At 64.6% G+C, this 13224-nt stretch carries 11 protein-coding genes and 1 tRNA gene; 5 read left to right on the forward strand and 7 right to left on the reverse strand.

Going from position 1 to position 13224, the window contains the following annotated elements; genetic code table 11:
* From EN780_RS15115 to EN780_RS15125, 3 genes are all read left to right on the forward strand, one after another.
* On the forward strand, nucleotides 1-354 hold a 354-nt coding region (locus EN780_RS15115; protein WP_189556570.1), incomplete at its 5' end, for an NmrA family NAD(P)-binding protein.
* A gap of 191 nt (nucleotides 355-545) precedes the next feature.
* Nucleotides 546-622 (forward strand) — tRNA-Pro (locus EN780_RS15120).
* Between the two features lie 186 nt (nucleotides 623-808).
* Nucleotides 809-1147 (forward strand): hypothetical protein, encoded by a 339-nt coding sequence (locus EN780_RS15125; protein WP_128274538.1) that lies wholly within the window; start codon nucleotides 809-811, stop codon nucleotides 1145-1147.
* 30 nt (nucleotides 1148-1177) lie between these two features.
* Here the strand turns inward: EN780_RS15125 and EN780_RS15130 are convergent, their stop codons facing one another.
* The 4 genes from EN780_RS15130 to EN780_RS15145 form a co-directional block, all read right to left on the reverse strand.
* A complete protein-coding gene (locus EN780_RS15130; protein WP_128274540.1) occupies nucleotides 1178-2797 on the reverse strand; it encodes an ABC transporter ATP-binding protein in 1620 nt (539 codons plus the stop codon).
* Nucleotide 2798: 1 nt separating this feature from the next.
* A complete protein-coding gene (locus EN780_RS15135; protein ID WP_127312107.1) occupies nucleotides 2799-3920 on the reverse strand; it encodes an ABC transporter permease subunit in 1122 nt (373 codons plus the stop codon).
* Nucleotides 3913-4836, reverse strand: coding sequence for an ABC transporter permease subunit (locus EN780_RS15140; protein WP_127393019.1), 924 nt, complete (start codon nucleotides 4834-4836; stop codon nucleotides 3913-3915). The genes EN780_RS15135 and EN780_RS15140 overlap by 8 nt, the downstream gene beginning before the upstream one ends.
* Before the next feature lie 175 nt (nucleotides 4837-5011).
* Nucleotides 5012-6604, reverse strand: coding sequence for a peptide ABC transporter substrate-binding protein (locus tag EN780_RS15145; RefSeq protein ID WP_127311216.1), 1593 nt, complete (start codon nucleotides 6602-6604; stop codon nucleotides 5012-5014).
* 381 nt (nucleotides 6605-6985) lie between these two features.
* Between EN780_RS15145 and EN780_RS15150 the strand changes: the two genes are divergently transcribed.
* The gene (locus tag EN780_RS15150; protein ID WP_245478389.1) at nucleotides 6986-7351 is read left to right on the forward strand and encodes a TadE/TadG family type IV pilus assembly protein; all 366 of its coding nucleotides are present in this window, start codon (nucleotides 6986-6988) and stop codon (nucleotides 7349-7351) included.
* Complete coding sequence (locus EN780_RS15155; RefSeq protein WP_245499975.1) at nucleotides 7351-9147, forward strand: TadG family pilus assembly protein; 1797 nt, start codon at nucleotides 7351-7353, stop codon at nucleotides 9145-9147. Before EN780_RS15150 ends, EN780_RS15155 begins: the two co-directional genes overlap by 1 nt.
* Here the strand turns inward: EN780_RS15155 and EN780_RS15160 are convergent, their stop codons facing one another.
* Genes EN780_RS15160 through glgX form a run of 3 tightly spaced genes read right to left on the reverse strand, consistent with a single transcriptional unit; the run spans nucleotide 9148 to nucleotide 13195 of the window.
* Nucleotides 9148-9519 carry a hypothetical protein gene (locus EN780_RS15160; protein WP_128274544.1) on the reverse strand — a complete coding sequence of 124 codons (372 nt, stop codon included), beginning with the start codon at nucleotides 9517-9519 and terminating at the stop codon, nucleotides 9148-9150. It abuts the gene before it with no gap.
* A complete protein-coding gene (locus EN780_RS15165) occupies nucleotides 9516-11183 on the reverse strand; it encodes an alpha-glucosidase family protein (RefSeq protein ID WP_128274546.1) in 1668 nt (555 codons plus the stop codon). Before EN780_RS15165 ends, EN780_RS15160 begins: the two co-directional genes overlap by 4 nt.
* Nucleotides 11180-13195, reverse strand: coding sequence for a glycogen debranching protein GlgX (gene glgX, locus EN780_RS15170; RefSeq protein WP_128274548.1), 2016 nt, complete (start codon nucleotides 13193-13195; stop codon nucleotides 11180-11182). Before glgX ends, EN780_RS15165 begins: the two co-directional genes overlap by 4 nt.
* Nucleotides 13196-13224 lie beyond the last annotated feature (29 nt).

Here is a 13224-nt window from a genome sequence, read left to right on the forward strand (position 1 = left end):
CTGCAGCTGGTCGCGCTGGCGGACATCGGCGCCTTCGTCGCGGCGCTGATCGAGCGTCGCGAACGGGTATTCGGCAAGCGCTTCGATTTCGCCGGAGATGAATTGTCCGGCGAAGAGCAGGCGAAAATCCTGTCGCAGGCCATCGGCCGCCCGATCGGCTACCAGGAGATCCCGATCGCCATGGCCCGCCAGCAGAACGAGGATGCGGCGTTGATGTTCGAATGGTTCGACAGCGTCGGCTACGACGTCGACATCCCCGCCTTGCACAAGGAATTCCAGGAGGTGCGCTGGCACAGCTTTGCCGACTGGGCGCGCGCGTTCGACTGGAGCATGCTCGATCGGTCAGCCGCCTGATTGCGCTAGGTTTCGGCAAGCGGGTCAGCCAGTCCGTCGTGCTGGTCCGCTTGCCCTTTTCGCGCAGCGGATCGCTGAGCCAGCCCGAAGATTTCAACAGCCCGCGGCGAATGTGACGAAATGCGACAGACGTACTGCCATTGGCGCTTGCAGGATCGAAAAGCGGCGGCTATAAGCCCGCGGTCTGGTCACGGAGTGTAGCGCAGTCTGGTAGCGCACATCGTTCGGGACGATGGGGTCGCAGGTTCAAATCCTGCCACTCCGACCAGAAAAACAAGCACTTGGCTGCTTGTTGCCTCCCGCTCCCGAAATCACCCATCTGTGCCGCAAATCGAGCGGAACGGCCTCTGGCCTTCCATTGTGCTCGACAACAGGCTCTCGCTTTGACCTAATGAGGCCCTACCCTGGTTCGACGGGCGTGCGGGACTGAGAAACGGCGAGAGCAGGTGAAAGTATGAGGTCCGCGCCGACGGCAGCACTCCTGTTTACTTTGATCACCGTGCTGCTCGTTGCGGTTGGCTGCTCCTCGAGGCTTGCCTCGATCGATTCGGGCAAATACGACCGCATGAGCTGCCCGGAACTCAACGTCGCGCTCGGCGACACCGCCACCGGGATCTCGCAAACCGCCATCGCACGCGGCAAGGTCGCCAACACCAGCGTGCCGAACTGGCTGCTCGGCGGCGAGCGCGTGAAGGCGGTCGTTGCCAACCGCGAAACGGCCAGGATCGAACGGATGCAGCAGCAGCAGCAGCAGGCGATCGTCGCGGCAAGAAAGCGGCAGTGCCCGTCGTAGCGTTGTGCGGCTGGGCACAGGGCCGCTGCCCTACGCGCTCATCCGAAATCGCGCCGTATCGATCGCGGCGTTCATCAGCGTCTGGGTGTAGCCGGCCTGCGGATTGCTGAAGATGTCTTCCGTCGGCCCTTCCTCGACGATCTTGCCCTGCTTCATGACGATGATGTAGTCGGCCATGGCGCGGACCACGGCGAGGTCGTGGCTGATGAACAGGTAGGACAGTTCGTGGTCGGCCTGCAGCTTGCGCAGCAGCTCCACGATCTGCTTCTGCACCGAGCGGTCGAGCGCCGAGGTCGGCTCGTCAAGCACGACCAGCCTCGGCTTCAGGATCATGGCGCGGGCGATGGCGATGCGCTGGCGCTGGCCGCCCGAGAATTCGTGCGGATAGCGGTTGCGCGAATTGGGATCCAGCCCGACTTCGCGCAGCGCCTCGACCGCGCGCTGGTCGCGCTGCTTGCCGGTGAGCGACGGCTCGTGCACCAACAGCCCTTCGGTGATCACCTGGCCGACGGTCATGCGCGGCGACAGCGAGCCGAACGGATCCTGGAAGACGAGCTGCAATTGCCGCCTGAGTGGCCGCATCGCCTGGCGGTCGGCCTCGGAGATGTCGCGGTCGCCGAAGCGGATCAGGCCCTCGCTGGGCAACAGCCTGAGCAGCGCGCGGCCGAGCGTCGACTTGCCGGAACCGGATTCGCCGACGATACCGATCGTCTGGTTGCGCTTCAGGCGGATCGAGATGTTGTCGACGGCGCGCAGCATCAGCGGCTCGCCGGCGAGGAAGCCGCCGCCGATCCTGAACACCACCTCGACATTGCGGCCCTCGAGCAGCACCGGGGCACCGGCCGGCGGCGGCGCCTTGGAGCCGGTCGGCTCGGCCGCCAGCAGCATCTTGGTGTAGGCGTGCTGCGGGTTGGCGAAGAGCGCTTCGGCCTCGCCCTCCTCCACCACCTCGCCCTGGCGCATGACATAGACGCGGTCGGCGAAGCGCCTGACGATGCCGAGATCGTGGGTGATGAAGACGATGGCCATGCCGAGCTTGCGCTGCAATTCGGCGAGCAGCATGAGGATCTGCGCCTGGATGGTGACGTCGAGCGCCGTCGTCGGCTCGTCGGCGATCAGGATGTCGGGATCGTTGGCCAGCGCCATCGCGATCATGACGCGCTGGCGCTGGCCGCCCGACATTTCGTGCGGATAGGATTTCATCCTCCGTTCGGGATCGGGAATGTGCACGAGCCGCAAGAGCTTCAGCGCCTCCTCGCGCGCTTCCGCCGCGCTCAGCCCGCGATGCCTGCGGATCGGTTCGATCAACTGGTTGCCGATCGAATAGAGCGGATCGAGCGAGGTCATCGGCTCCTGGAAGATCATGCTGATCTTGCGGCCGCGCACCTTGTTGAGCTCGCTCTTGCTCATCGTCAAAAGGTTGCGGCCGCGATAGTCGACGGCGCCTGTCGCCTCGCCATTGGAGGCCAGCAGGCTCATCGCGGCCATCATGGTCTGGCTCTTGCCGGAGCCGGATTCGCCGACCACGGCAACGGTCTCGCCGGCCCTGACGTTGATGTTGATGCCCTTGACCGCCTCGACCGCACCGTCGAGGGTGCGGAAGCGGACGCGAAGGTCCCTGACGTCGAGGATCGTTTCGGCAGCGGCCATGTCAGCGGTCCTTGGGGTCGAGCGCGTCGCGCAGGCCGTCGCCGACGAAGTTCAGCGCGAACAGTGTCGAGACGAGGAAGAAGGCGGGGAACAGAAGCAGCCAGTTGGCGCTGCCGATGTTCTTGGCGCCGACCGAGATCAGCACGCCCCAGCTGGTCATCGGCTCCTGCACGCCGAGGCCGAGGAAAGACAGGAAGCTTTCCAGGATGATGACCTGCGGCACCAGCAGGGTCATGTAGATCACCACCGGGCCCAGCAAATTGGGGATGACGTGACGCATCAGGATGCCGCGCTGGCCGACGCCCATGGCTTCGGCGGCCTGGACATATTCCTGCCTTCGGATCGACAGCGCCTGGCCGCGCACGATGCGTGCCATGTCGAGCCACAGCACGGCGCCGACCGCCAGGAACATCAGGACGAAGTTGCGGCCGAAGAACACCACAAGCATGATGACGAAGAAGATGAAGGGCAGCGAATAGAGCACGTCGACGATGCGCATCATCACCTCGTCGACCCGGCCGCCGGCAAAGCCGGCCGCGGCGCCGTAGAGCACGCCGATCACCACCGCCACGACGCCCGCCAGCAGGCCGATGGCCAGCGATATGCGCCCGGCCATCAGCGTGCGCGACAGCAGATCGCGGCCGGTGTTGTCGGTGCCGAAGTAGAAATATTGCTGCTTGATGGCGGCACTCATCGTCACTTCGAGCCCGTCGGGCGATTTGCTATCGATCTTTGTGTCGTCGAAGGCGTCGGAGCGATCGAGATAGCGGATGTAGCGGTCGTCTATCGGCTTCTTGGACGTGACCGTCACGATGACGCGGCTGCCGTCCTGGTGCCATTCCTTGATGTCGACGCGCATGCGCTTGATGGCGTCGGTCAATGCGGTCTGGATCATGTCGGGCTTGGGGTATGCCGAGAAGCTCGGCGGCGTGCGCACATAGTCGCCGTAGATCGTGGTGTATTCGTGCGGCACCAGGGATGGACCAAACACGCTGATCAGCGCGATGAAGGCAAGATAATAGAGGCTGAACATGGCAGCGCGGTTGGCCTTGAGGCGCGCCCAGGCGTCGCCCCAGAGCGAGCGGCCAACGACTGCGGGGGCTGCGGCTGCGATATCAGTCATAGCGCACCCTCGGGTCGACGACCGCGTACATGACATCGACGATCAGGTTGAAGACGATGGTGAAGATGGCGATGACCACCACAGTTCCCATGACCAGCGTGTAGTCGCGGTTCAGGGCGGCATCGACGAAATAGCGGCCGACGCCCGGAATGGAAAAGATGGTCTCGACGATGACCGAGCCGGTGAGCAGCGCCGCCGCCGCCGGGCCGGTGAAGGAGACGATCGGCAGGATGGCGCCGCGCAGCGCGTGCTTGACCACCACCGACCAGTCGGACAGTCCGAGCGCGCGGGCGGTGCGGATGTGATGGGAGCGCAAGCTCTCGATCATCGAGCCGCGCATCAGCCGGGCGACGATCGCGATCTGCGGCAGCGCAAGCGTCAGCACCGGGCCGACCTTGTTGATCAGGGCGCCGTCGCCCCAGCCGCCGATCGGCAGGAGCTTCCAGGTCAGGCCGAACAGGAGCTGGATCACCGGCGCGATGACGAAAGTGGGAATTGTGCTGCCGGCCGTCGCCAGCGCGATCACGGCATAGTCGCCAAGCTTGTTCTGGTTGAGCGCGGCGACGGTGCCGAGCACGCCGCCGAGCAGCAAGGCCAGCAGCAGCGCCGAGGACCCGAGCTGGACCGAGATGGGCAGCCCCTTGGCGAACAGCTCGGTGACGGTGAAATCCGGCATGTTGTAGCTCGGGCCGAAATTGCCGCGCAAAAGGTTACCGAGATAGTGGGCATATTGCAGCCAGAGCGGATCGCCCAGCCCGAACTGAGCTTCGAGATTGGCCCTGATCTCAGGGCTCAGTCCCCGCTCCTGGTTGAACGGGCCGCCCGGCGCGACACGGATCAGGAAGAACGCCAGCGTCACGATGACGAATAGCGTCGGGATGGCGGTCAACAGCCGCCGGAAGACATAACGCAGCATCGGCGCCCCGCTTCAGCCAGGGTGACGGCTCTCCAAACGAAGACCCGCAACGCCGGCATCTCTGATCTTCGCACCGGCATTGCCGAAAATCCAACCCGACTTTCGGCCCGGTACGACGACAGACCGCGGCCGCCGCTGCCCAAAATGGCAGCGGCGGCACGGCCAAGGTTTCTTGTCAGTCCTTGGAGATGAAGCGGGACGGATGGATGTCCATCACATTGTCGTCGAAGCCATGCAGCTTCGAGGAAACGATGTCGTGGAAGCTGTAGTAGAGAAGCGGGATCTGGCCGACGTCGTCGACGAGGACGCGCTCCGCCGCGGCCAGCTCCTTCATGCGCTCCTCGGGCTTGCCGCCGGCGGCGGCTGCCTTGTCCATTGCGGCCTCATAGGCCGGGCTGTTGTAGTCGGAGTAGTTGTTGCCGCTCGCTTTGCGCGAGATGCCGAGGAAGGTTTCCGGATCCTTGTAGTCGGCGATCCAGGCGGCGCGGGCGACGTCGTAGTTACCCTTCTGCTCGAGGAAGCCGTAGTGGGTCTTGGTGTCGGTGTTGAGCAGCGTCACCTCCACGCCGAGCGGCTTCAGCTGCTCCTGGATGGCGACCGCCGTGTTCTTGTGGTTCTCCGAGGTGTTGTAGCGGATCTCCATCTTCAACGGATGCTCGGGCGTATAGCCGAGTTTCTCGAGGATCTTCTTGGCAGCGTCCTCGCGGTCGATCTGTGGCATGTCGGCGTATTTGGCCACTGCCGGCGTGTAGCCCTCGATGCCCGGAGGCACCATCGAATAGCCGGGCAGCATCGAGTTCTGCCAGACTTTCTCGGCGAGGAAGTCGCGATCGATCGCCATCGAGATGGCGTTGCGCAGCTCGACATTGTCCCACGGCGCCTTGTCGGTCTTGATCGCGTAATAGTAGGTGCCGAGATATGGACCGACGCGGACCTGGTCGCCGAACTTGGTCTTGAGATCGGCAAGCTGTTCGGTCGGCAAGTCACCATAACTGTCGAGTTCGCCGGCCTCGAAGCGCTTCATCGCAGATGAGCGATCCTCGGTCGGGATGTAGTTGACGACGTCCATTTTGACGGTGCCGGCGTCCCAGAATTTCGGATTCTTGACCAGCTTGAGATGGTCGTTGGGCACCCATTCGGCCAGCGTATAGGCGCCGTTGGAAACCAGCTTGCCCGGCTTGATCCAGTCGGCGCCGAGCTTGTCTATGGACGCCTTGTTGACCGGATAGGTCGCCTGGTGGGTCAGCATCTCCAGGAAATAGGGCGTCGGCGCCTTCAGCGTCACTTCCAGCGTGTTGGCGTCCACCGCCTTCACGCCCATGTCCTCTGCCTTGCCCTTCTTGGTGTTGAAGTCCTCAGCGCCCTTCACCGGATAGAGCATCGAGGCGTATTCGGCAGCGGTGGCCGGGTCTTCCAGCCGACGGAACGAATAGACGAAGTCTTCCGCCGTCACCGGGCTGCCATCCGACCAGAGGCCGTCCTTGCGCAGCTTGAAGGTGTAGACAGTGCCGTCGTCGGACACGGTCCAGCTTTCCGCGGCGCCCGGGATGAGGTTCGTCTTCTGGTCATGCATGACCAGGCCCTGGAACATGTCGCGTATGATATCGGCTTCGTAGACCGTCGACGTCTTGTGCGGATCGACGGTCTCCGCCTCGGCGGCGGATCCGCGGTTGTAAACGGTCTCGGCGAAAGCCGGCGTGTAGAAGGTGCCCGCGGCCAAGGCCATGGTCGTGGCGAACACCGTCGCCTTCAGCACATTTTTCAGCATGAAGTTCTCCCTGTCGGCGCGGCCCCTCAGCCACACCTATTACGTGTTGACGCCCCTGAACCAATTTTGGTCGCTTTTGGGCGTGCCACCGATCGCTTCCGGCGGCTGGTGGCAGGACACTAGACAGACAGATATCCGATTTCAACCGAGTCGTGCTGTGTGCACGCTTGACGCTAAGTTAGCGCGCAATCGCTAAAACAGCGGCGACTTAAGCAAAAACAGGACGTTCAACTTGCTGCACCTAGCGGTTGCTCCATCCGTTTTCTGTTTTTGCAGTGCGGATTTGGCATGCTCCGCACTATGCTGCAGGACCCAAAAAGCCGTGTTTCGTGGTCTCGTTTCCGGGCTGATGCCGTCGGGACAACGGCGGTCGAATTCGCCATGCTGGCGCCGCTTTTCATCCTGCTTTTGCTCGGCATGGTTGCATATGGCATCTATTTCGGAGCCAGCCATTCGGTCCAGCAGATCGCCGCGGACGCGGCGCGAACGGCGATAGCCGGGCTGAACCAGACCGAGCGGCAGGCCCTGGTCACCAATTTCATCAATCACGACGTCGCCGGCTATCCGTTCGTCGACCCGCACAAGCTGACGGTCGATGCCAAGGACAGCGCCATCGACGGCAGCCAGTTCGTCGTTTCGGTCAGCTACGACGCGCGCGAGCTGCCAATCTGGAACCTGCTGGACAGCCTGCCGATGCCATCGATGACGATCAAGCGCCAATCGACGATCCGCGTCGGGGGCATATGATGCGCGCCGCTGCCGCCGCGATGCTGCGATCAGGCAGCCGGCTGATCGCCGACAGGCGCGCCAACTTCGCCGTCATGGCGGCGCTGAGCGCGCCGGTCGCGCTGGCGCTGACAGCCTTCGCCGTAGACGAAGGCGCGCTGTTCAACGAGCGCCGCGCGGCGCAGTCGATCGTCGATCTCGCGGCGATCACCGCCGCGGCCAATATCAACAATGCCGAGAAGGCAGTGCTGACCACGCTGAAGGACAACGGCTTCAACTCGGTCGCCGTCCAGAAGCAGGGGACGATCATCGAGCCGACGGCCAGCAAGGCGGTCGTCCAGGTGGTGCCCGGCCGCTACTCCGGCGTCAGCTCGATCGCCGCCGGAAGCCGTTTCGAGGCCGGCAAGCTGCCCTACAACGCCGTGCAGGTGTCGCTGAAGAAGAAAGGCACGCTCTATTTCGGCGCGATGATGATGAAGCCGCCGGTGATCGGAACGACGGCCACCGCCAGCGCCCAGGCGGAAGCCGCATTCTCGGTCGGGTCGCGGCTCGCCAGCCTCAATGGCGGCGTGCTCAACGCGCTGCTCGGCGGCCTGCTCGGCACCAACATCTCGCTCAGCGTGATGGACTACAACGCGCTGATATCGGCCGATGTCGACGTGCTCTCCTTCACCGACGCGCTGGCGACGCAACTGCATCTGACGGGCGTGAGCTATTCGGACGTGGTGGCTTCGAAGGCCACCATCGGCCAGATCGCTACAGCCATGGCCAATGTCCCGGGGCTTGACCGCACCTCCAAGCTGGCACTGCAGACGATGGCCGCCGGCGCAACCAACACGGTCAAGATCCCGCTCAGCCACCTCATCGATCTTGGCTCCGTCGGCAGCCTCGGCGTCGGCCAGAAGCCGGCGGGGCTTACCGTCGCGACGAGCGCCATGAGCATGATGACGGCGGCGGCGGCACTTGCCAACGGCACCAACCAGGTCCAGGTCAATCTCGGCGCCACCATACCGGGGCTGACCTCCACCACGCTCAGCATCGTCATCGGCGAGCCGCCGCAATCCTCGCCCTGGCTGAGAGTCGGCGAGGCCGGCACCGTGGTGCGCACCGCGCAGACCCGCATCAAGCTGAATGCCAGCGTCGGCATCGGCAGCGGCAACAATGGGAACGGCAACGCCGGCGTGAATTTGGGCGGCGGCATCAAGCTGCTCGCCGTCAACCTGCCGCTCAATGTCGAAGTGGCCTATGCCGAAGCGAAGCTCACCGACGTCAGCTGCCCGACCGGCCGTCCCGACAGCCTGAAGGTCACGATCGCGGCACAGCCCGGCATCGTCGCCGCGCATCTCGCCGACACCAACGCCAACGGCTTTGCCGACTTCACCAAGCCGCAATCGTTTAGCGACGCCGAAATCGCCGACGTCAGCGTCAAGCTCTTGCTGGTCAACCTCAGCCTGCTGCAGATCAACGGATCTTCGGCGTTCTCGGTTACCAACATGGCGCCGACGAACCTGACCTTCAACGCCACCGAAATCGCCGCCAAGACGATGAAGACCGTGTCGACGAAGAACCTGACGCAGTCGCTCTCCACCTCGCTGGTCAACAACCTGTCGCTGTCGGTCAAGGCGCTCGGTGCCGGCCTCGACGTCACCGCCCTCCTCGGCACCGTGAAGCCGGCGGTGGTGACGGTGCTGAACGGCGTGACCGCGCCGGTCGACAGCCTGGTCTACAACGTGCTTGGTGCGCTCGGCGTGCATGTCGGCGAAGCCGATATCCGGGTCACCGGTGGGACCTGCGGGCGCTCCGTGCTGGTGCAGTAGTCAGGTTGCAGAGATAATCAAATTTGCCTCTTCAAAGAGGTTCAGGCCATCGAAATCGACGTATATGGTCTGGCCTTGCGCATCTATTCGATCAAGCATCGCTGAAATCACACCAGCGTGTTCCTTAGACAAGGATATCAATACTTTTCCGTCTTGAATCTTCACCAAGTGCTCGTTTTCATTGACAATCGTGACTTGGAAGCCAGATATCCCGCCCAAAAAAACAGCGTTGAATCCAGACGACATGTCGATAATATCGCGGAGCAACAACTTCGAAGACAGCTCGCGTATCTCGTGCAGCGTGCACAACACAACTACAGATGGCGGTTGCTCCCCGAACGCGACATCGTTCGTAAATTCTATGAGCATCACCAAGCCTCGACGGACCCTGACCGGGTCAGGTTGATTCGCCCCAGAAAGGTACCTAGCGGCGGCAGCACCAGTACGTCTTCGCCAATGACCGAAGCGGTGCCAAGGTCAATCGCTTCAACTGGCCCCAAATCCCCAGGCAACGCCCAATTTACCTGCTCGTCGGCGAAATTGAAGATGCAGACCAGCCTCTCGCCCTCACCCTCACGGACGAAGGCAAGGACATCGCCTTCGGTATCCAGGAAGCGGATGGAGCCGCTGACCAGCGCTGGGTGCCGCTTGCGCAAGGCAAGCACCGCCCGGTAGGCGGAAAGCACCGATCCCTCCTCGCCGCTCTGGACGTCCACGGCGCGGGCGCGGTGGCTGGCCGGCAGCGGCAGCCAGGGCTTGCCCGCAGTGAAGCCGCCATTGTCGGCGCCGGCTTCCCAGGCCATCGGCGTGCGGCAGCCGTCCCTGCCCTTGACGCCTGGCCAGAAGCGGATGCCGAGAGGGTCGCGCAGATCCTCAAAGGTGAGCTCCGCTTCCTCCAGGCCGAGTTCCTCGCCCTGGTAGAGGCAGATCGAGCCGCGCAGGCAGGCGAGCAGCGCGATCGAGAATTTCGCCACCCTGTGCGGATCGCCGCCCGGCCGCGTCCAGCGGCTGACATGGCGCACGACATCGTGGTTGGAGAAGGCCCAGCAGACCCAGCCGTCGGCGACGGCGCCTTCGAAAGCCTCGACGCAGCCGCGTATGTGCGCCGCCGAGAATTGCGGCCCGAGCAGGTCGAATGTGTAGCACATCTGCAGCCTGTCGCCGCCGGAGGTGTAGGCGGCGAGCGTCTGCAGCGAGCGGTCCTCGTCACCGACCTCGCCGACCGCGGCGCGGTCCTGATACTCGTCGAGCAGCGCGCGGAAGCGGCGGAGGAAGTCGAGGTTCTCCGGCCGCGTCTTGTCGAACAGATGCTCCTGGAAGGCATAGGTGGTGGTGGCGCCGTTGGTGCCGGCGACACTTTCCGCCAGGGGCGGGTTGTCGCGCAGCCAGCGGTCATGGAAATAGTAGTTGACCGTATCGAGGCGAAAGCCGTCGACGCCGCGCTCCAGCCAGAAGCGCACCGTGTCCAGCACCGCGTCCTGAACCTCCGGATTGTGGAAGTTGAGGTCGGGCTGGGCGGCGAGGAAATTGTGCATGTAGTACTGCCGGCGGGTGGCATCCCACTCCCAGGCCGGTCCGCCGAACAGCGACAGCCAGTTGTTGGGCGCGTTGCCGTCGGACCTGGCATCAGCCCAGACGTACCAGTCGGCCTTCGGGTTGTCGCGGCTGGCGCGGCTCTCGACGAACCATTCATGCTTGTCGGACGAGTGCGAGATCACCTGGTCGATGACGACCTTCAGGCCGAGCCGGTGCGCCTCGGCGACCAGCGCGTCGAAATCCTCGAGCGTGCCGAACATCGGATCGACGTCGCGATAGTCCGACACGTCGTAGCCCATGTCGGCCATCGGCGACTTGAAGAAGGGCGACAGCCAGATGGCGTCGACGCCGAGCGAGGCGACATGGCCGAGCCTGGCGGTGATGCCCTTGAGATCGCCGCTGCCGTCGCCCGTCGTGTCCTGGAAGGAGCGCGGGTAGATCTGGTAGATGACGCAGCCGCGCCACCAGTCGGCCCCCCGCTCCCCATTGCCCTCAGTCATCCCTTGTCCTTCCCGCTGCGTGTCCGACCGCCGGCCTTGCGCTCGATCATGAATACCACCGTCCGTCCCGGCACCGGCCGCGACAGGTCGACGCCGCCATCCGCCGCCTCGATGGCGGCATGCCAGCGGAACCCGGCCCGTTCCGGCAGCGTGAAGACGCATTGACGGCGATCGCCGTTGACGATGACGGCGAGGCGGCCATCGCCGGCGCTGGCCCCGCCAAGCACCATGGCGAGACGATGCCGCCGCGCGTCGTTCCAGTCGGCCTCGCCAAGCGGCGCGCCGGCTTCGGTCAGCCATGCAACGTCGGGCACTGAACCGGCTTGCGGCTGGCCGCTCAGGAAGCGCGTATCCGAAAGCGCCGGCACGGCGCGGCGCAGCGCGCTGAGCGCTGCCGCGTACCGCTCCAGCGCCTGATCGCGGCCGGCCCAGTCGAGCCAGGTGATGGCATTATCCTGCGCGTAGGCGTTGTTGTTGCCGTCTTGCGTGCGGCCGAACTCGTCGCCCGCCGTCAGCATGATCGTGCCGCGCGAGGCAAACAGCGTAGCAAGCAGCGCGCGCTGATCGCCGAGCCGCGCCCCGACGATCGAGGCATCGTCGGTCCCGCCCTCGACGCCATTGTTCCAGGACAGGTTGTCGCCGTGGCCGTCGCGGTTCTGCTCGCCATTGGCCTCGTTGTGCTTCTGCTCATAGGCGACGAGGTCGGCCAGCGTCATGCCGTCATGCGCGGCGATGAAATTGACACTGCGGCTCTTGTCCTGCGCTGCCCTGGCGAAGACATCGGACGAGCCGGCAAGCCGGGTCGCCAGGGTGCCGATCGTGCCGGTATCGCCGCGCCAGAAGCGCCTGACATCGTCCCGGTAGCGGTCGTTCCATTCGAGGAAGGGTCGAGAAAAATTGCCGAGCTGATAGCCGCCCGGGCCGATGTCCCAGGGTTCGGCGATCAGCACCCGGTCGGCCAGCAGCGGATCGGCGGCGATGGCTTGAAGCAGCGGCGCTTGCGGGTGGAACGTGCCGTCGACGCGGCCGAGCACTGGCGCCAGGTCGAAGCGGAAACCGTCGACGCCGGCATGGCGGACGAAATGGCGCAGCGTGTCGAGCACCATTTCGCGGACGACCGGATGGTCGCAGGCGATGGTGTTGCCGGTGCCGGTGTCGTTGACCAGCCTGCCGTCCGGCTCGTGCCGGTAGTAGGCCTGCGCATCGAGGCCGCGCAGCGACAGCGTCGGACCGAAGCGGTCGCTCTCGCCGGTGTGGTTGAAAACGAGGTCGAGGATGGTGCCGATGCCGGCCTTGCGCAAGGCGGCAACCGTGTCGCGCAATTCGGCTAGGCCGCCCGGCGCCAGGCGCGGATCGAGCGCCATGAAGGTGACGGGATTGTAGCCCCAGGCGTTGTGGAGCCCGAGCGGCGGCAGATGCCGCTCGTCGATCGAGGCGGTGATCGGCATCAGTTCGACAGCGGAGACGCCGATCTTCCTTAGGTGCTCGATGATGGCGGGATGGGCGAGCGCGGCGATGGTGCCGCGCTGCGCTTCCGGGACGTCGCGATGCAGCCTGGTGAAGGAGCGGACATTGAGCTCATAGATCAGGCCGCCGGGCTTGAAGACGGGCGACAACAGCGCGGCCGGTTGCGGCAGCGCGACCACGACCGCCTTGGGCATCAATGCCGCGGTGTCGGCGCCTTCGTTGCGTTTGGCGGCAAGCCGCCAGTTGAATTGATACGGTCTGTCGATCTCGATGGCGTAAGGGTCGGTGAGCAGTTTCTCCGGGTCGAACCAGAGGCCGCGCTCGGGGGTGTAGTCACCATCGGCGCGGAAGCCGTAGCGCGTACCGCTGGCAAGGCCGGTGACGAGCAGCGCGCGCAAGCCCTCGCCTTCCGGTTGGAGCTCGAGCCGGTCGATCTCGCGCTCGCCGGCATCGTCGAAGATCGAGACCCAAAGGCGTCTCGCCGACGCCGACCAGGCGGCGAAGCGGATGCCTTCGTTGGTGATGGTTGCGCCGGGTGAGGTCACGCGCGCGCCTCCCCTTCTCCCCTTGTGGG

It is taken from the genome of Mesorhizobium sp. M4B.F.Ca.ET.089.01.1.1, assembly GCF_004022605.1.
GTDB lineage: Bacteria > Pseudomonadota > Alphaproteobacteria > Rhizobiales > Rhizobiaceae > Mesorhizobium > Mesorhizobium abyssinicae.